16 protein-coding genes and 1 tRNA gene are annotated in these 18,771 nt (G+C 65.0%); 4 read left to right on the forward strand and 13 right to left on the reverse strand.

Annotated features, from left to right (window positions below; translation table 11 throughout):
- Positions 1-150: 150 nt before the first annotated feature.
- The 5 genes from QCE64_RS33445 to QCE64_RS33465 form a co-directional block, all read right to left on the reverse strand.
- A tRNA-Ile gene (locus tag QCE64_RS33445) sits at positions 151-227 on the reverse strand.
- 146 nt (positions 228-373) lie between these two features.
- Positions 374-2,440 carry an RNA polymerase sigma factor RpoD gene (gene rpoD / locus QCE64_RS33450; RefSeq protein WP_309821065.1) on the reverse strand — a complete coding sequence of 689 codons (2,067 nt, stop codon included), beginning with the start codon at positions 2,438-2,440 and terminating at the stop codon, positions 374-376.
- 457 nt (positions 2,441-2,897) lie between these two features.
- The gene (gene dnaG, locus QCE64_RS33455) at positions 2,898-4,775 is read right to left on the reverse strand and encodes a DNA primase (RefSeq protein WP_309935247.1); all 1,878 of its coding nucleotides are present in this window, start codon (positions 4,773-4,775) and stop codon (positions 2,898-2,900) included.
- 19 nt (positions 4,776-4,794) lie between these two features.
- On the reverse strand, positions 4,795-5,241 hold the full coding sequence (locus QCE64_RS33460) for a GatB/YqeY domain-containing protein (RefSeq protein WP_309927138.1): 447 nt from the start codon (positions 5,239-5,241) through the stop codon (positions 4,795-4,797).
- A gap of 295 nt (positions 5,242-5,536) precedes the next feature.
- Positions 5,537-6,763, reverse strand: a complete 1,227-nt coding sequence (locus QCE64_RS33465; RefSeq protein WP_309927141.1) for an NAD(P)/FAD-dependent oxidoreductase — start codon at positions 6,761-6,763, stop codon at positions 5,537-5,539.
- Between the two features lie 100 nt (positions 6,764-6,863).
- Between QCE64_RS33465 and tsaD the strand changes: the two genes are divergently transcribed.
- Complete coding sequence (tsaD, locus tag QCE64_RS33470; protein ID WP_309821069.1) at positions 6,864-7,892, forward strand: tRNA (adenosine(37)-N6)-threonylcarbamoyltransferase complex transferase subunit TsaD; 1,029 nt, start codon at positions 6,864-6,866, stop codon at positions 7,890-7,892.
- A 5-nt stretch (positions 7,893-7,897) separates the two neighbouring features.
- Here tsaD and QCE64_RS33475 read toward each other — a convergent pair whose 3' ends face one another.
- A complete protein-coding gene (locus QCE64_RS33475; protein ID WP_309927143.1) occupies positions 7,898-8,524 on the reverse strand; it encodes a glutathione S-transferase N-terminal domain-containing protein in 627 nt (208 codons plus the stop codon).
- Positions 8,525-8,559: 35 nt separating this feature from the next.
- Entirely contained in the window at positions 8,560-9,801 is a 1,242-nt protein-coding gene (locus tag QCE64_RS33480; RefSeq protein WP_310008433.1) for an MFS transporter, read from the reverse strand.
- Between the two features lie 104 nt (positions 9,802-9,905).
- Here QCE64_RS33480 and QCE64_RS33485 point away from each other — a divergent pair, with 104 nt between their 5' ends.
- The gene (locus tag QCE64_RS33485; RefSeq protein ID WP_310008435.1) at positions 9,906-10,823 is read left to right on the forward strand and encodes a LysR substrate-binding domain-containing protein; all 918 of its coding nucleotides are present in this window, start codon (positions 9,906-9,908) and stop codon (positions 10,821-10,823) included.
- Between the two features lie 50 nt (positions 10,824-10,873).
- Here the strand turns inward: QCE64_RS33485 and folE2 are convergent, their stop codons facing one another.
- The 4 genes from folE2 to QCE64_RS33505 form a co-directional block, all read right to left on the reverse strand.
- A complete protein-coding gene (folE2, locus tag QCE64_RS33490) occupies positions 10,874-11,680 on the reverse strand; it encodes a GTP cyclohydrolase FolE2 (RefSeq protein WP_310008437.1) in 807 nt (268 codons plus the stop codon).
- 147 nt (positions 11,681-11,827) lie between these two features.
- Positions 11,828-13,744: a 1-deoxy-D-xylulose-5-phosphate synthase gene (dxs, locus tag QCE64_RS33495; RefSeq protein WP_310008439.1), complete on the reverse strand. Its 1,917-nt coding sequence runs from the start codon at positions 13,742-13,744 to the stop codon at positions 11,828-11,830.
- A 95-nt stretch (positions 13,745-13,839) separates the two neighbouring features.
- Positions 13,840-14,727, reverse strand: a complete 888-nt coding sequence (locus QCE64_RS33500; RefSeq protein ID WP_309927153.1) for a farnesyl diphosphate synthase — start codon at positions 14,725-14,727, stop codon at positions 13,840-13,842.
- A complete protein-coding gene (locus QCE64_RS33505; RefSeq protein ID WP_309927156.1) occupies positions 14,724-15,062 on the reverse strand; it encodes an exodeoxyribonuclease VII small subunit in 339 nt (112 codons plus the stop codon). Before QCE64_RS33505 ends, QCE64_RS33500 begins: the two co-directional genes overlap by 4 nt.
- 312 nt (positions 15,063-15,374) lie before the next feature.
- Here QCE64_RS33505 and QCE64_RS33510 point away from each other — a divergent pair, with 312 nt between their 5' ends.
- Positions 15,375-16,481: an aromatic ring-hydroxylating dioxygenase subunit alpha gene (locus QCE64_RS33510; RefSeq protein WP_310008441.1), complete on the forward strand. Its 1,107-nt coding sequence runs from the start codon at positions 15,375-15,377 to the stop codon at positions 16,479-16,481.
- Between the two features lie 102 nt (positions 16,482-16,583).
- Here the strand turns inward: QCE64_RS33510 and QCE64_RS33515 are convergent, their stop codons facing one another.
- Positions 16,584-16,844, reverse strand: coding sequence for a PepSY domain-containing protein (locus QCE64_RS33515; RefSeq protein WP_309935261.1), 261 nt, complete (start codon positions 16,842-16,844; stop codon positions 16,584-16,586).
- Positions 16,845-16,981: 137 nt separating this feature from the next.
- On the opposite strand from QCE64_RS33515, the gene QCE64_RS33520 reads away from it, so the two are divergent.
- The gene (locus QCE64_RS33520) at positions 16,982-17,851 is read left to right on the forward strand and encodes a sulfurtransferase (RefSeq protein WP_309927160.1); all 870 of its coding nucleotides are present in this window, start codon (positions 16,982-16,984) and stop codon (positions 17,849-17,851) included.
- Positions 17,852-17,857: 6 nt separating this feature from the next.
- On the opposite strand, the gene QCE64_RS33525 is transcribed toward QCE64_RS33520, so the two are convergent.
- Positions 17,858-18,733, reverse strand: coding sequence for a dienelactone hydrolase family protein (locus QCE64_RS33525; RefSeq protein WP_309821080.1), 876 nt, complete (start codon positions 18,731-18,733; stop codon positions 17,858-17,860).
- Between the last annotated feature and the right edge of the window lie 38 nt (positions 18,734-18,771).

The following is an 18,771-nucleotide window of genomic DNA, read 5'->3' on the forward strand; positions in this document are numbered from 1 at the left end:
TTTAATGTATTGATGAGAAACCGGATGAACGAATTTTCGTCTGGATGCCTGAGTGTTGCTTTGAGTGAAGCGGTGAGGCGTTTGGGAGGAGGTGCTTGCGGCGACGCGTACGAGCGGGGCTCGGGCGTCAATTGGAGAAATCAGAGGGACTGGTGGGCCGGGTGGGATTCGAACCCACTATCGGTCGATTATGAGTCGACAGCTTATACCAATTAAGCTTCCGGCCCCAGGCGCTACTGGCCTTCAAACGCGACGGGCAAAAAGAAAGCGCCGCGATCGGCGCTTTCCTGACGTCTGAACCGTGCGCTGGGCGTTTCCGAAGGCTAGCGAGTGTGCCTCACTACGCCTCTCAATACAAGCCCGCCGTGCCCGTTCAGTTGCCTTCGAGGAACGACTTCAGCTTGTCCGAGCGGCTCGGATGACGCAGCTTGCGCAGCGCCTTCGCCTCGATCTGACGGATGCGCTCGCGCGTCACGTCGAACTGCTTGCCGACTTCTTCCAGCGTGTGATCCGTGCTCATCTCGATACCGAAACGCATGCGCAGCACTTTCGCCTCACGCGGCGTCAGCGAGTCGAGCACGTCCTTTACGACATCGCGCATGGAGGCATGCAGCGCGGCATCCGACGGCGCCACCGTGTTCGTATCCTCAATGAAATCGCCGAGATGGGAATCGTCGTCGTCGCCGATCGGCGTTTCCATGGAGATCGGTTCCTTCGCGATCTTCATGATCTTGCGGATCTTGTCCTCCGGCATTTCCATCTTCTCGGCGAGCGTTGCCGGATCCGGCTCGAGACCGGTTTCCTGCAGGATCTGGCGCGAGATGCGGTTCATCTTGTTGATCGTTTCGATCATGTGAACCGGAATGCGGATGGTGCGCGCCTGGTCCGCGATGGAACGCGTAATGGCCTGCCGGATCCACCACGTGGCGTAAGTCGAAAACTTGTAGCCGCGACGGTATTCAAACTTGTCCACCGCCTTCATCAGGCCGATGTTGCCTTCCTGAATGAGATCGAGGAACTGCAAACCGCGGTTCGTGTACTTCTTCGCGATGGAAATCACGAGGCGCAGATTGGCCTCGGTCATCTCGCGCTTCGCCTGACGCGCCTTCAGTTCGCCCGCCGCCATCTGGCGGTTCGTTTCCTTGAGATCCTTCAGCGGCAATACGACACGCGCCTGCAAGTCCAGCAGACGCTGCTGCTGCTCGCGAATGGCGGGAATGTTCCGCTCCAGCACGGCGCTGTAATCGTGCCCTTCGGCAACTACTTTCTCGGACCAGTCGAGATCCGTCTCGCTGCCCGGGAAACGCGTGATGAACTCGGCGCGCGGCATGCCGCACTTGTCCACGACCGTATGGAGGATCTGCCGTTCGACCTGGCGCACTTCATCGACCTGCGCGCGCAGCGTGTCGCACAGGCGCTCGACGGTGCGCGCCGTGAAGCGGATGTTCATCAGCTCCGTCTGGATGGCTTCCTGCGCCTTCAGATACGCCTTCGACTTGTAGCCTTCCTTCTCGTAGGCACGGCGCATCTTGTCGAACCATTCGCTGATGAGCGCGAACTTCTCGAGCGACTGGAGCTTCAGGGCTTCGAGCTGGGCGGCGTTGGCGCTGGCCTGCGCGGCTCCGTCGTCCTCTTCTTCCTCTTCCTCGTCGCCGTCCTTCTCTTCCTCGGCTTCCTCGTCTTCCGATTCGATCGCCTCGGCTTCCTGTTCGGAAAAGCCGTCCGTGTCCTGGGCGTTCGGATCGATCAGGCCGTCGACGAGTTCGTCAACGCGAATCTCCTCGTTCTGCACGCGCTCGGCCATGGCCAGGATGTCGGCGATGGTCGTCGGGCAGGCGGAGATGGCCATGACCATGTGCTTGAGGCCGTCCTCGATGCGCTTCGCAATCTCGATTTCGCCTTCGCGCGTCAGCAGTTCGACCGTGCCCATCTCGCGCATGTACATGCGGACGGGGTCGGTCGTGCGGCCGAATTCGGAATCGACGGTGGAAAGCGCGACTTCGGCTTCTTCCTCGACTTCGTCGTCGGAAGAGGCATTCGGCGCGTTGTCGTTCAGGAGCAGCGTTTCGGCGTCGGGCGCTTGTTCGTACACCGCCACGCCCATGTCATTGAACGTGCTGATGATGCCTTCGATCGCCTCGGTTTCCGTGAAGTTGTCCGGAAGGTGATCGTTGATCTCGCCATAGGTGAGGAAGCCGCGCTCCTTGCCGAGCTTGATGAGCGCGCGCAGCTTGCCGCGCCGCTCCTCGAGTTCCTCGACCGTGCCCGGCGCGCTCGACGAGAACGCATCCTTCAGAAGTGCCTTCTCCTTCGCGCGGCGATCGCGAGCCCTGGCCTTTTCGACCTTCGCCGCGGGAGCGGCGGCGCCAGACTCTGCGTTTTGCATTGCGTCGTCTTCGACGGATACATCGTTCAGCTTTTTCGTCATGGAGTTCGCCATACCGGCTTTAGTCTCGACTCGCGGCTGCTGGACAACAGCCGATGGAACCGTGAATACCCAATATGCGCACGCTGCTTCGTCCTGCGTGCCCTGCCCGGAGCGCTACCGCCGATCCGACAAGAATCAACTGCCTGTCTCGCCCTACCCGCAATAGCAGCCGCTTCCCTTCCGCCCGTCTGTACGCCGGCGTGCGTTTCAGTCGTTTTCGTATGACTTATGCGGCCTGCGCCACGCAAATCGACGAACTTCGCAACAGAAGTTGCCGTGAAAGCGTCCGTTCAGCCTGCGCCGTCGCGGGCTCCGCGTGCCGCCTGCTTCTTCCATGGCCTGCAGAAAGCCCTTCGAATGCCCTTTTTCAACCACTCCGCCGAGGTTGCGCCGTGGACGTTAAACAACAGTTCGGCGACACAAGCAGTTGACAAAAAGCACTTCCGTTTGAACTTTTAATTATAGCATTTCACTTTCCGCTATCCGGACTGGCAAGGCGCCCGGCCTTGATCTGCGCGACCCGCGCCGACAGATCCGAAAACTCCGCCACTTCCTCCGCCGAAAGGTTGGCTTGCCGCGCCAGTTGATCCAGCCGCGCGCGATAGCTGTCATGCCTCAGCTTCACGACCGTGGCCTGCAGCTCCTCGGCAAGCAAACGCTTCTGTTCCTCGACCCGCTGCGCCGCATCCTCGTCGGATGGATCGCGCAACAGCAAATCGCGAACGTTTTCATCATAGGCGAGAATTTCCTGGAAGATATCTTCGTACGTGGGCGCATTTGCTGCATTTCTCAAGACGTCCGACAGCATTTGGAACTCGGCTTCACCACCCAGTTCACGCGCGTGCCCGATCACCTCGCTGAACAACTCGCCGTGTTCGGTCATGGTGACGAGCGTGCGCTCGGCTTCCTGATCCAGCGCCACGCCAATGCCCGGATACATCACCAGGTTCCGTAACGCCCGCTGTTCCTGGCCGGTCACCCGGCGACGCTCGCTCTTCGGCACGTTCGCGCGGGCCACGGCGGCCGCGCGCGAATCAATGTCGCACAGCGCGGCGATCTCCGTGAACGGCGTGCTCAGCCGGTCCGCCAGCATGTGCAGGATCTGCACGCGCAACGCGTTCGCGGGCAAGGCCTGAAGCAGCGGCTTGGCGTCGAACAGCGCTTTCGCGCGGCCTTCCGGCTGCTCCAGTTCCTTGTCGTTCAGCACCTCGTTCAGCAGGAACTGCGACAGCGGCATCGCGCGATCAACCTGTTCGCCGAAACCATCCGTCCCGAACTCGCGAACATAGCTGTCCGGGTCGTGCTCCTTCGGCAGGAACAGGAACTTGATCGTGCGGTTGTCCGCCGCGTGCGGCAGCGCCGCTTCCAGCGCGCGACGCGCGGCGCGGCGCCCCGCCGAATCGCCATCGAAGCTGAACACCACCGTGTCCGTCTGGCGAAACAGTTTTTGCACGTGAACCGGCGTGCACGCGGTGCCGAGCGTCGCGACCGCGTTGGCAAAGCCAAGCTGCGCCAGCGCGACGACATCCATATACCCTTCGACGACCAGCACGTAGCCCAGTTCACGCACGGCGAGCCGCGCCTCGAACAATCCGTACAGCTCGCTGCCCTTGCTGAAGAGCGGCGTCTCGGGCGAGTTCAGGTACTTGGGCTCGCCGCCGTCGAGCACGCGCCCGCCGAAGCCGATCACGTTGCCCTTCACATTGCGGATCGGGAACATCACGCGTTCGCGGAAACGGTCGTAGCGGCGCGCCTGCCCTTGCGCATCGGTCTTCTCGCTGACGATCACGAGCCCCGCTTCGACCAGGTTCTCATCCCGATAATCGGTAAACGCGGTTTCGAGGTTCTGCCATCCATCCGGCGCATAACCGAGCCCGAAGCGCGCGGCCACTTCACCCGTCAGCCCACGTTTTTTGAGATAGGCGATCGCATTCGGCGCGCCCCGCAACTGCTTGCGATAGAAATCGCAGGCGGTCTGCATGACGTCGGTCAGCGCGACGCTGACGGCCCGGCTCGGCGCACTCTCGCCGCCGGATCCGCCGCCGCGAAACGACGGCTCTTGCGGCACGGTGAGTCCGGCGCCTTGCGCGAGATCCTTGACGGCTTCCGGGAAGGTCAGGCCGGTATGCTCCATCAGGAAGCCGATGGCCGTGCCGTGCGCCCCGCAGCCGAAGCAGTGATAAAACTGTTTGGTCGGGCTGACCGTGAACGACGGGCTCTTCTCGTTATGGAACGGACAGAGGCCCATGAAGTTCGCGCCGCCCTTCTTCAGCTGGACGTAGCGGCCCACCACGTCGACGATGTCGACGCGGTTGAGCAGGTCTTGCAGGAAAGCGTGAGGAATCACCGGGCAGTCGGCAGCAGATTTACTTGGAGAGCGCCGCCTTCACCTGTGCCGAAACGGCCGTCATGTCGGCCTTGCCGGCGAGCTTTGGCTTCAGCACGCCCATCACCTTGCCCATGTCCTGCGGACCGGCCGCGCCGCTCGCCGCGATGGCGGCCTGTACTTCGGCGGCGATAGCGTCGGCGGAAAGCTGCTCCGGCATGTAGGCGGACAGGATGGCGAGTTCCGCCTTTTCCTTGTCGGCGAGATCGGTGCGGCCCGCGCCTTCGAACTGGCTGATGGAATCCTTGCGCTGCTTGATCATCTTGTCGATGACGGCCGTGATGGCGGCGTCGTCGAGTGTGACGCGATCGTCGACTTCACGCTGCTTGATTGCCGCGAGCAGCAGCCGAATCGTGCCGAGGCGCTCGGTTTCGCGCGCGCGCATGGCAGTCTTCATGTCGTCGTTGATCTGGTCCTTGAGGCTCATCGTTCACCCGGTGCAATTGCGATAAATGGCGATAACTGGATTCCGGCTGGCCCGGCGGTGGCGTGATCGTGAAAGCAAAAACCCGCTTGGGAACGCATCCTCAAGCGGGACTTTTCTGCGGGCCATTCCGGGCCGCGGCAAGGCGTGCCACAACGACGCTCCCGCGTGCCAGCCAGAGCGGAGGGCTTCCTCCGATGACCGGTTTAGTATAGCAAACGGGTTCGCGTTTCGAGACTCGCCAAAACCCCCGTTCCGGAACAATTGACCGGCGATCGGAGCAGCTTTCAGGCGATTCTCAACCGGCCGTCGCCTCGCTCCGCACGTGCTCCGCCGCCGCCTTGCCCGCCGCGACGCCCGAGGCCCACGCCCACTGGAAGTTATAGCCACCAAGCCAGCCGGTCACATCGACCACCTCGCCGATGAAGTACAGCCCGGCGACACGCGCACTCATCATCGTCGCTGACGACAGTTCGCGCGTATTCACGCCGCCGCGCGTCACTTCCGCCTTGCGATAGCCCTCGGTGCCGCTCGGCGTCAGCGTCCAGTTCGACAGCGATGCGCCGAGCGCGCGCAGCGTGCGGTCGGGGAGATCGGCGAGACGGGCATCGAGGGCGACCTTGTGCGCCGCGAGCCACGCCTGCGCCAGGCGCGCGGGCACATGCGCGGCCAGCAAGTTGCCGATCTGCTTCCTCGAGCCCGCCTTGGCCTCGAGCAGCATGGCGGTGGCGTCGATGCCGGGCAGCAGGTCGATCTCGACCGGCTCAGAGGTATTCCAGTAGCTCGACACCTGCAGCACGCCCGGCCCGGACACGCCGCGATGCGTGAGCAGCAGGTCTTCGTCGAACTCCCCGCGCGTCTTGCCCTTGCCCGCGCCGATGCGCACCGGCAACGACAGCCCCGATAGCGCCGCGAACGGCTCCCAGTCGGTCGACGTGAAGGTGAGCGGCACGAGCGCCGGCCGGGTGTCGACGAGCGTGTGGCCGAATTGTTTCGCGACCCGATAGCCGAAGTCCGTCGCACCGATCTTCGGTATCGAGAGCCCGCCCGTCGCGATCACGAGCGCCGCCGCGCCGAGCGCGCCCGCGTTCGTATCCAGCGTGAAGCGCGCGCCGTCGTGGCGAATCTCGTGAACCGTAACCGGACGCCGCCAGGTCACGCCGCCCGCGTCGCACTCGCGCTTGAGCATGTCGATGATCGTTTCGCTGGAGTCGTCGCAAAAAAGCTGGCCCTTGTGCTTCTCGTGCCATTTCACGCGGTGCTGCTTGAGCAATGCGAGAAAGTCGCGGGGCGTATAGCGCGCCAGCGCGGAGCGGCAGAAGTGCGGATTCTCCGAGAGAAAGTTGGCTGGCTGCGCGTGGCTGTTGGTGAAGTTGCAGCGCCCGCCGCCGGAGATGCGGATTTTTTCGGCGAGACGCGCGGCGTGGTCGATCAGCACGACGCGGCGCCCGGACTGGGCGGCCACGGCCGCGCACATCATGCCGGCCGCGCCCGCGCCGATGACGGCGATATCGAAGGATTCCATGGCGCGCATTCTAACCGCTGCGCCGGGACGGCTCGGGGCCACGGAACGCGCACGGGCCGCCGCTGCTATACTTTTTTGTTCCCTCCGAAGTCTCACTCCCATGCTCGTTCTCGGCATCGAAAGCTCCTGCGACGAAACCGGCCTCGCCCTCTACGACACCGAACGTGGCCTGCTGTCGCACGCCCTTCATTCGCAGATCGCGATGCATCGCGATTACGGCGGCGTCGTGCCGGAACTGGCATCGCGCGATCACATCCGGCGCGCGTTGCCGTTACTCGAAGAGGTGCTGGAGCAATCGGGCGCGGCGCGCGGCGACATCGACGCCATCGCGTTCACTCAAGGCCCGGGGCTCGCGGGCGCGCTGCTGGTGGGCGCGAGCGTCGCCAACGCGCTCGCGATGGCCTGGGACAAGCCGACCGTCGGCATTCACCATCTGGAAGGGCATCTGCTGTCGCCGCTGCTGGTGGCGGAGCCGCCGCCGTTTCCGTTCGTCGCGCTGCTGGTCTCGGGCGGGCACACGCAGTTGATGCGCGTGACCGATGTCGGCGTCTACGAAACCCTCGGTGAAACGCTCGACGATGCCGCCGGCGAAGCCTTCGACAAGACTGCCAAGCTGCTCGGCCTCGGTTATCCGGGCGGCCCGGAAGTGTCGCGGCTGGCCGAGTTCGGCACGCCGGGCGCGGTGGTGCTGCCGCGTCCGATGCTCCACTCCGGCGACCTCGACTTCAGCTTCAGCGGGCTCAAGACAGCCGTGCTGACGCAGAGCCGCAAGCTCGGCGCCAATGTGTGCGAACAGGGCAAGGCGGATCTGGCGCGCGGTTTCGTCGATGCCGCCGTCGACGTGCTGGTCGCCAAGTCGCTCGCCGCGCTGAAGCAGACGGGCCTCAAGCGGCTGGTGGTGGCGGGTGGCGTCGGCGCGAACCGGCAACTGCGCGAAGCGTTGTCGGCGGCGGCGAAGAAGCGCCGCTTCGACGTCCATTACCCCGATCTCTCGCTCTGCACCGACAACGGCGCGATGATCGCGCTCGCCGGCGCGTTGCGCCTGTCGCGCTGGCCGGAGCAGGCCGTGCGCGACTACGCGTTCACCGTGAAGCCGCGCTGGGACTTGTCCTCGCTGGCGCGCGCCTGATCGGTTTATCTCGGCGGGTTGAACGGCTGCACGATCGACGCAAACGCCGGCAGCATCTCGCACCGGTCGCTGTGGGCGATCAGCGCGGGCCATCGGGTCGATGTGAAGATCTCCGGATGCGCCTCGCGCGCGAAGCGCAGCGCACAGGCCACGGCAATATCCGCGTGGCCGATCGCATCGCCGAACCAGAATGCCGCCGGACGCGCGGCGCGATCCGTTTCCAGTGCATTCAGCACGCGCTCGACCTGACCCGTGCAGCGGTCGAGCCAGGTCTGCGACCGCTCCTTGTGCAGCACGCGTTCATAGACCAGCGCAACGGCCTTGTCGGCGAGACCCGTGGCAAGCGCGCAGATCTTGAGCGCGTGACGCCGTTCCGGCCCCTCCGCCGCGATCAGCGCGTGCGCCGCGCCGGCCTGCTCGTCGAGGTAATCGAGGATCATCGCGCTTTCGATCAGCACGTCGCCGGAATCCAGCACCAAGGTCGGCACGCGGATCAGCGGATTGAACGGCGCGATCTTGTCGGCATCGCCGAAGACGGACCACGGACGATGCTCGACCGCCATGCCATAAAGACTCGCCGCGATGGCGACGCGCCGCACGAACGGGGAATCGTATTGGCCGATCAGGATCAAGATGCGCTCCACGGGTGTTGTGTCGGACGGCCAGTTTAAGCGCGTGCGGGCTTCGGGAACAACGGCCATGCAAGCGACGCGCACACGCCCGCCGCCAGCCAGACCAGCGGCCAGGAGCCCAGCGCGAGCACATGCGGAATGGCGAGCGGCGTCAGGAAGAAGCCGACGAACACCGCCGTGTTCGCCATGCCGAGGGCAGTGCCGGCGCGTGCGGTGCCCGCGAGCGTCGCGAGCTCGGTATAGGCCACGCCGTGCCATGCGGACACGCATACGCCTGCCAGGATCAGCATCGCGGCCAGCAATACCGGCAGATGGACCGCGCCGAGCGCCGTCGCGAGACCCAGCACGACGAACGACGCACAGGCGACAACCGTGGACATCTTCAGGTAAGCGCGGCGATTCCCGTGGCGGTCCGTATGCCGACCGCTCCAGACACGCATCCCGATGGCGCCGAGTTGCAGCGCGCCCATCGTCGCGCTGATCGCGGTCACGCCGAAACGCGCGGCGTCGTGCAGGAAAATCGTCGCGAAACTCAGCACCGCGAACTGCGGCACGCACAGCACGCCGATGCCGAACACGACGCGCCACACCTGCACGTCGCGCAAGGGCGTGCCTTGCGCCGGCCGGACCTTGCCCGGCGCCGGCTTGTGCTGCGCGAGCGGCGGTTCGTGAAGCCAGCGCCACGCGAACGCGCCCGACAAAAGGCACATCGCGGCCAGCACGCCGAAGACGACCGAGAACCCGTGCGTCGACGCCAGCCACGGCAACAACGCCGCCCCGATGCCGCCGCCGAGCGGCACGGCGGTCTGGCGAATGCTCATGGCAAGGCCGCGCTCGCCTTCGCCGAACCAGGCCATCACCGCGCGCCCGCTCGAACCGTTCACGCTGCCGCCGAGCAGCCCGAGGCCGCACATCGCAGCGACCAGCCACGCAAAACTCGCCGTGGCGGGCGTGGCGAACAGGGCCATCGCGATGAGCGCCGCAGCGGTCGTCAGCAGGCCGGTCAGCAGCACCGGCCGATCGCCCCAGCGGTCCGTCAGCACGCCCCACGGCAGTTCGGACAATGCGACGCCCAGCCCCAGCGCGCCCAGCACAACGCCCAATTGGCCGTTACTGAGGTGATACGCCGAGCGAACCCAGACGGCGGTCGTCGGAAAGCCGGTCGCCGCCGCCGACACGCTCGCGTTCGCCGCGACGCCCACGCCCAGCACTTTCCAGCGATGCCGGCTGTCGAGCGCGGGCGACTTGATCGAGTTCGATACCCAGGAAATATCCATGACGCAGTCCGGATGAAGTTTGACTGCGACCAGTCTGAAGGCTTAGGATCATCCTGAAAATCGCAAAGTTTTTCACCATCCGTTCAGATAAACAGGATGATCCTATGAGCCAGACGACTTTCGACCTTGCCGTGCTGCGCAGTTTCGTCGCGGGCATGGATCTGGGGAGTTTTGCGAGGGCGGCGGACCGTGTCGGCCGCTCGACTTCGGCAGTGAGCGCACAGATTCGCAAGCTGGAAGAACAGGCCGGCACGCCGCTGTTTCGCAAGGCCGGCCGCGGACTGGCGCTCACGGATGCCGGCGAAGTGATGCTCAACTACGCGCGGCGTCTCGTCGAACTGAACGATGAAGCGGCTGTCGCGGTGCGCGGCGTCGATCTGGAGGGCTGGATCCGGCTCGGGCTGCAGGAAGACTTCGGCGAAGTGGTGTTGCCCGACGTACTCGGACGTTTCGCGCGCGCGCATCCGAAAGTGCGCATCGAGGCGCGTGTCGCACGGAATACCGAACTGTTGGAGCGCATCGACGGCGCGCAGCTCGATCTCGCGCTCGTCTGGGGCGCGGCAGGCGTCAGCGACGAAAGCCAGGCGGCCAATCTGCCGCAAGCAATCGCCGCCCCGCCGATGCGCTGGATCGCGTCATCGAGCGTGCCGTGGCATTTCGACCTCGACGAACCGTTGCCGCTGATCGCCTTCGACCGGCCGTGCCTGTTCCACAGCGCGGCCGCCGCGGCGCTCGACCGCGCCGGCATCCGCTGGCGCGTGGCGTTCACGAGCCCGAGCCTGTCGGGATTATGGGCGGCTGCGGCTGCCGGACTGGGCGTGACGGTGCGCACGAGCTACGGCCTGCCCGCGACCGTCCGTCCGCTCGACGCCGACGAAGGCGGCTTGCCCGCGCTGCCGTCCATTCCGCTGGCGCTGCATCGCGCGTCGGGTGTCGGCTCGCCGCTGGTCGAGCGGCTGGCCTCGCTGGTGGTGGAATCGGTGCGGGAAGCGCATGTTTCGTCGGAAGCCGCGTTCGCATAAGCAAAGAGCCGGTGCGAAGACCGGCTCTCTGGAAGACATGGCGCGAAGGATCAGGCGTCGCGGCGCTTGTCCCGCTCGATCACCGCATACGCGCTGTGGTTGTGAATCGATTCGAAATTCTCGGCTTCGAGCGTGTACGCGACGATGCGTTCATCCGCGTTCAGGCGCGTGGCGACATCGCGCACGAGGTCTTCGACGAACTTCGGATTCTCGTACGCCCGCTCGGTGACGAACTTCTCGTCCGGCCGCTTGAGCAGTCCCCACAGTTCGCACGACGCCTCTTCCTCGGCGATGCGGATCAGTTCTTCCACCGCCACTTCGCCCGCCAGTTCGGCCGTGATGGTCACGTGCGATCGCTGGTTATGCGCGCCGTATTGCGAGATCTTCTTCGAGCACGGGCACAGGCTCGTCACGGGCACGAGCACTTTCATCGACAGGCGGGTTTCGCCGTCGCGCCGTTCGGCGAGGTAAGTCACCTCGTAGTCGAGCAGGCTCCGCACGCCGGACACCGGCGCGGTCTTCATCACGAAGTAAGGCAGGCTCACTTCGATACGTCCCGAATGCGCTTCGAGCCGGGTCAGCATGTCGGCGAGCAGCGCACGCAGCGCGGGCTGGTCGAGCGGCTCGCGATTGTCTTCGAGCAGCGCGACGAAGCGCGACATGTGCGTGCCTTTCTGGTCGGCGGGCAGGTGCACGTCGAGATTCCATACGCCGACGCTCGGCTGCACGCCATTCGCCGTACGCACCGACAACGGATGCCGCACGCCCTTCACGCCGACGCGCTGAATGACGATCTGACGCGTGTCCGGCGTGCTCTGGACGTCCGGCATCACGAAGGCGGGATTCATCTGGTTCATTTGTTATGTCCTTATGCGCCGCGCGTCATGACGATGCGGGCGGTTCAATGCTTGAAGCGCACACGGCGCGGATTGGAGCCCGCGCCGTGTGTGAAGCGAATCACTTGAGTCATTCCATACGGTGCGCCCCGAGCGCGCCGTACTGTTTCAGGCCACGCGCTTGGTCAGCTTGCCTGCCTGCTCGCTCTCAACGGCATCGAGAAAGCGTTCGCGAATCGAGCGCGCGATGCCGGCCGCGTCGAGGCCCACGCTCGCAAGCAGCTTCGCGGGATCGCCGTGATCGATGAACACGTCCGGCAGACCGAGTTGCAGCACCGGCTTCAGCACGCCGCCCGCAAGCAGCGCTTCCACGCAGGCCGAGCCCGCGCCGCCCATGATCGTGCCTTCCTCGATGGTGACGATGGCATCGTGCGTGGCGGCGAGTTCGCGCAGCAGGTCGGCGTCGACCGGCTTCACGAAGCGCATGTTCGCGACGGTGAGATCAAGTTCCCCGGCCCCGGCCAGCGACGGCGCGACCATCGTGCCGAACGCGCAGATGGCAATGCGCTTGCCGGAGCCGAGCTTCTGCGACGACTCGCGGCGAATCTCGCCCTTGCCCACCGGCAGCGCGGTCATCTGCTTGACGGTCGCGACACCGGCGCCCGCGCCGCGCGGGTAACGCACGGCCGTCGGGTTGGATTGCTGCAACGCCGTGTAGAGCATCTGGCGGCATTCGTTCTCGTCCGATGCCGCCATCACCGTCATGTTCGGGATGCAGCGCAGGAACGCGAGGTCATAGTTGCCCGCGTGCGTGGCGCCGTCCGCCCCGACGAGGCCCGCGCGGTCGATGGCGAACACGACTGGCAGGTTCTGCAGCGCGACGTCGTGGATCAGCTGGTCATACGCGCGTTGCAGGAAGGTGGAATAGATCGCGACGACCGGCTTCATGCCGTCCGCCGCCAGGCCGCCCGCGAAGGTCACCGCGTGCTGCTCGGCGATGCCGACGTCGAAGTAACGCTCCGGGAAACGCTGTTCAAACTCGACCATGCCCGAGCCTTCGCGCATCGCCGGCGTGATGCCGACCACGCGCGAATCCTGCGCGGCGGCGTCGCACAGCCATTCGCCGAACACCTGCGTGTAGGTCTTCTTCGAAGGCGCCGTCGACGGCTTGATGCCTTCGGCCGGATTGAACTTGCCCGGGCCGTGATAAAGCACCGGATCGGCTTCGGCGAGCTTGTAGCCCTGGCCTTTCTTTGTCACCACGTGCAGGAATTGCGGACCGCGCAGTTCCTTGATGTTCTGCAACGTGGGGACCAGCGAATCGAGGTCGTGACCGTCGATCGGGCCGATGTAGTTGAAGCCGAACTCCTCGAATAGCGTGGCCGGCACGATCATGCCCTTCGCGTGTTCTTCGAGCTTGCGCGCGAGGTCCAGCATGGGCGGCGCGGCGCGCAGCACGCGCTCGACGCCCGCGCGCGCGGCGGCGTAGAAACGCCCCGACATCAGACGCGCGAGATGCCGGTTCAGCGCGCCGACCGGCGGCGAGATCGACATGTCGTTGTCGTTGAGGATGACGAGCAGCGGCAGGTCGTCGGCGACGCCCGCGTTGTTCATCGCCTCGAAGGCCATGCCGGCGGTCATCGCGCCGTCGCCGATCACGGCGATGGAGTAGCGGTTGTCGCCCTGCAGCTTGTTCGCGACCGCCATGCCGAGCGCCGCCGAAATCGACGTGCTCGAATGCGCGGTGCCGAAGGTGTCGTACTCGGACTCGGAGCGGCGCGGGAAGCCGGAGATGCCGCCCAGCTGGCGGAGTCCGGACATCCGGTCGCGGCGGCCGGTGAGGATCTTATGCGGATAGGTCTGATGGCCGACATCCCAGACGATGCGGTCAGCAGGGGTATCGAACACATAGTGCAGCGCGATTGTCAGCTCGACAGTGCCCAGATTGGACGACAGATGCCCGCCCGTCTGCGAGACGCTGTCGAGCACGTAGGCTCGCAGCTCGTCGGCTAGCGGTTGCAGTTGGCGTCGATCGAGGGCACGCAAGTCGGCCGGATCGTCGATGGATTTCAGCAGGTCGTACATCGTCGTCCCATTTTAGGAAAACTGGCGTGATTCGTTCAGCGCGATGCTTCCGGGTCGGACCGCTCGCGCCGTGGGGTTCGTCACGCGTTCAACAATCAATTCACCCGGTTCACGACCAGGTCTGCAAGCTCGGCCAGCCGCTGGCCGCGCGGGCCGAACGGCTGGATGGCGCCGTGCGCGTCGCGGCCCAGCTGCGCCGCGAGTTCGCGCGACGCGTCGAGACCGATGATCGACACGTAAGTGGGCTTGTCATGCTGCGCGTCCTTGCCCGCCGTCTTGCCGAGCGTGGCGGAGTCGGCGGTGACATCGAGGATGTCGTCGACCACCTGGAACGCAAGGCCGACCGCGGCGGCGTATTGATCCAGCGCCGCGAGCGCCTCTGCGTCCGGCGTTGCGCCCGCCAGCGCGCCCATGCGCACCGACGCGCGCAACAACGCGCCTGTCTTCTTGCGATGCATGGTCTCGAGCTCGGGACGCGAGAGCTTGCGCCCGACGCTTTCGAGGTCGATGGCCTGCCCGCCCGCCATGCCGAGCGAACCGCTCGCGACCGCCAGCTCGCGCACGAGCGCGGCCTGCTGGGTATCGTTCAGACCGTTGCCGGCCGCGGTCAGCGCAACGAAGGCCTGCGATTGCAGCGCATCGCCGACGAGCAATGCCGTCGCTTCGTCATATTGGATATGTACCGTGGGCTTGCCGCGACGCAATGCGTCGTCATCCATGGCGGGCATGTCGTCATGCACCAGCGAATACACGTGAATCATTTCGAGCGCCGCGCTGGCCGCTTCCACCGCCTGCGCGCTCGCGCCGGTCAGTTCGCCGGCCGCATGGACCAGCAGCGGACGCACACGCTTGCCGCCGCCGAGCACGGCATAGCGCATGGCTTCGTGCAGACGCGCCGGCGCGACATCGGTACCCGGCAGATAGTGCTCCAGCGCTGTCTCGACGCGGTCGAGCGTGGCACGCATCCATTGTTCGAAGGTCATAGGTCGTCGTCCCCGTTGTCTTTCGTTGCACCCTGGGTGGCGCGCTGTACCTCGGCGGGCAGCGGCTTGAGCGTCTCGCCATCGAGGACGCGTACCTGCTGCTCGACTTTTTCGAGCTGTTGTTGGCAAAACCCTACAAGCGCGGCGCCGCGACGGTACGCCGCAAGCGATTCCTCGAGACTCAGCGCGCCCTCTTCCATGCGCGCCACGAGCAATTCGAGTTCGCCCAGCGCCGCTTCGTAATTCTCCGGAAGCTGCGCGGCGTCCGCGCCGGGCGCTTCGGCGCTGCTCGCGCCGGTGACCTCACCTGTGTCCTGAACAGCGGTTTTCGCCATGAATCGTGGATGTGCAATTTAGTTTTTGGAGCCAAGTCGCACATTCTACGGCAAAAGACAAAATTTCGACCCGCATCCGGGCTATCCGGAAGTGCTAACAGTGCGTTGCCGCATCGTTCGTGAATTCGCCGGCGGAATGCGAAACGTGTCTGCCCGCGACGCGATTGCGCGGAACTCCCGACACAATTTATACCCAAATCAAGACCTTAAGCTCCCCAAAGAGGGGGATTTCGGTATAATCGCGGGCTCCCTAAATCGAATCCATCGATGGTTGGGTTGTTCACTGCTTTCACGTTTTCATCGGGAGTGGGAATGTCCAATCTGAGCAATGCATTGCAGCTCAAGGCTGTTCATAGCCAACTGCCAGTCACGGCTTACTTTGACGAAGCGCTTCTTACGCGCGAACTCGACATACTTTTCAAGCAGGGTCCACGCTATATCGGGCACGAACTCATGGTGCCGGAAGCGGGAAACTATTTCGCGCTTCCGGGTGAAGGCGAAGGGCGCGTGCTCGTTCGTAATCAGCAGAACAATATCGAATTGCTGTCGAACGTGTGCCGCCATCGTCAGGCCATCATGCTCAATGGCCGCGGCAGCGCGGACAACATCGTCTGCCCGCTGCACCGCTGGACCTATGACCTCGACGGTCAGCTGCTCGGCGCACCGCATTTCGCGGACAAGCCCTGCCTCAACCTCGGCAAGACCCCGCTGCAGAACTGGCAGGGGCTGCTGTTCGAATCGGAGGGCCGCAACGTCGCTGCGGATCTCGCCAGGCTTGGCACCGCCCGGCATTTCAACTTCTCGAATTTCATGTTCGATCACGTTGAAGTGCATGAGTGCAACTACAACTGGAAGAGCTTCATCGAGGTCTATCTCGAGGACTATCACGTCGCGCCGTTCCATCCGGGACTCGGCAGCTTCGTGTCGTGCGACAACCTCGAATGGGAATTCGGCGACTGGTACAGCGTCCAGACAGTCGGCGTCCACAAGAATCTCGAGAAGCCGGGCAGCCCGACGTATCGCAAGTGGCACGACGAAGTCCTGCGCTTCCGCAACGGCACGCCGCCCGAGTTCGGCGCGATCTGGATGGTGTATTACCCCGGCCTGATGATCGAGTGGTATCCGCACGTGCTGGTCGTGTCGTGGCTGATCCCGGAGGGCACGCAGAAGACGCGGAACATCGTCGAGTTCTATTACCCCGAGGAAATCGCGCTGTTCGAACGCGAGTTCATCGAGGCCGAGCGCGCCGCCTACATGGAAACCGCGCGCGAGGACGACGAGATCGCCGAACGCATGGACGCCGGCCGCCACGCACTCATGTCACGCGGGGAGAACCAGGTCGGTCCGTACCAGAGCCCGATGGAATCCGGCATGCAGCATTTCCATGAATTCCTGCGGCATCAGCTCGGGACGATCTGAAGGTCGCGACGCAAGCTTCAGAATGACGAATGGCCCGACCGGTGCAAGCCGGTCGGGCCATTTGCTTTCTGCGCGGACTAAGGGCAGCCGCGCGGTCTGGCTTCAGTGCTTCGGTTCGCTCTTCGTGATTGCACCTGAATGGGGATCGACGTGCAGTTCGTAGATCCGCCCGCCCTTGGTGGCCTCGCCTTCCCAATGACCGTCATCGGCCTTCAGATAGGCGTTGGCATAGCCCTGTTGGCTCAGCTTCTGAATGGCCTGTTCCTTCGGCATCCAGTCCGCGCCGGGGGTATCGGCGAATGCGGTGTGAGCGGCCAGTACGGTCGCCGTCGCCAGCAGAACCCGCAGTTTGGTTGTTTTCATTGAAGCCTCCGTCGTATGAATACCGGACGCAGCCGCAAGATCCGCGCCGCTTTGTCCCTGGACCGGTGACGACCCACCCCATGTGTGTTTAGACTGACAACTCCCCTCGCCAAACGAGCGTCGCTCCAGGAGCCGCCATGCAGCACACCCACTACACCACGCTCATCTCCGCCGCGAACCTCGCCGACCGGCACGCGGCCGCGCCCGGCAGCGTGCTGGTCTTCGACTGCCGCTTCGACCTCGCCGCGCCCGAAGCAGGCGCGGCCGCCTACGCCGCCGGTCACATTCCCGGCGCGCATTACCTGCATCTCGATCGCGACCTGTCGGGCGCGAAAACCGGCTCGAACGGACGGCACCCGTTACCCGAGCGCGCGGCGCTCGTCGAAAAACTGGCGAGCTTCGGACTGGACGAAGGACGCCAGGTCGTCGCCTATGACGCGCAGGGCGGCATGTATGCGGCGCGTCTCTGGTGGCTGCTGCGCTGGCTGGGACACGATTCCGTCGCGCTGCTCGACGGCGGGCTGAACGCCTGGGAAGCCGCCGGACAGCCGCTGGAGACCGCCGTGCCGGCGCGCACGCAGGGTACGTTCAAGGCGGCGGCGCCGCTGCAGGTGACCATCGATGCCGCGGCGATCGAGCGCAGCATCGGCACGCGTGATCACCTGCTGATCGATGCCCGCGCCGCCGACCGCTATCGCGGCGAGAACGAAACGCTCGATCCCGTCGGCGGCCACATTCCGGGCGCGCTGAATCACTTCTTCAAGGACAACCTGAACGCCGATGGCCGCTTCAAGACCGCGCACGACCTGCGCGAGGCCTTCGGCACGCTGATCGGCGCGACCTCGCCCGACCGCATCGTGCTGCAATGCGGCTCGGGCGTGACGGCGTGTCACAACGCCATTGCAATGGAAATCGCCGGGCTGCACGGCGCCGCGCTCTATCCCGGCTCGTGGAGCGAGTGGAGCGCCGATCCGGGCAGGCCCGTCGCGACCGGCGCGAAGCCCTGAGACGCCTTACCGGACGCCGTGCTCGCGGAACCACGCGAGCGCGCGCTTCCAGGCGTCTTCCGCGTCCGCCTTGCGATAGCTCGGCCGGTAATCGGCAAAGAACGCGTGCGGGGCGTCGTCGTACACGACGAACTGCGAGTTGCGGGCGGGCGGCGGATCGTTGGCGAGCGCCTGCTTCATCTGCTCGATGGTGTCCTGCGGAATGCTCTGGTCCTGCCGGCCATACAGCCCGAGCACCGGCACCTTGAGCCCGCTGGCGAGATCGAGCGGATTGCTCGGCGTGTTCTCCGTCTTGTTGCCGACGAGCCGTCCATAGAAAGCGACCGCCGCCTTGAGCGACGGATTGTGCTCCGCGTACAACCACGAGATGCGCCCGCCCCAGCAGAACCCGACGATGCCCACACGCTTCGGATCGCCGCCATGCTCGCCCGCCCACTTGACGGTCTGGTCGATGTCCGAGATCACCTGCGCGTCCGGTACCTTCGACACGAGTTGTTCGTTGAGCTGCTGCATCGACTTGTAGGCCGAGGCGTCGCCCTGGCGCGTGTAGAGGTCCGGCGCGATCGCCAGATAACCCTGCTTCGCGAAGCGCCGGCACACGTCGGCGATGTGCTCGTGCACGCCGAAGATCTCATGAATGACGATGATGACCGGCAGATGCGTCTTGCCCTTGGGCTGCGCGCGATACGCCGGCACGAGCGTGCCGTCCGCGCCCCGCACGCCGATGGCGCCGGCTTCGAGGCCGTCGCTGTCGGTGTGGATGGTCTGCGCGGAGACCGGCAGCACGGCGGCCGCGAAGCCGGTGCCGATACTTGCCTTGATGAAGTTGCGGCGATTGAACGGGACGTGCGGAATGAGGCTGTCGACTTCTGGGTCTAGCATGCGTGGCTCCCGTGGCGAGGCCGTCGCATTGCACGCTC

The organism is Caballeronia sp. LZ043 (assembly GCF_031451075.1).
Lineage (GTDB): Bacteria > Pseudomonadota > Gammaproteobacteria > Burkholderiales > Burkholderiaceae > Caballeronia.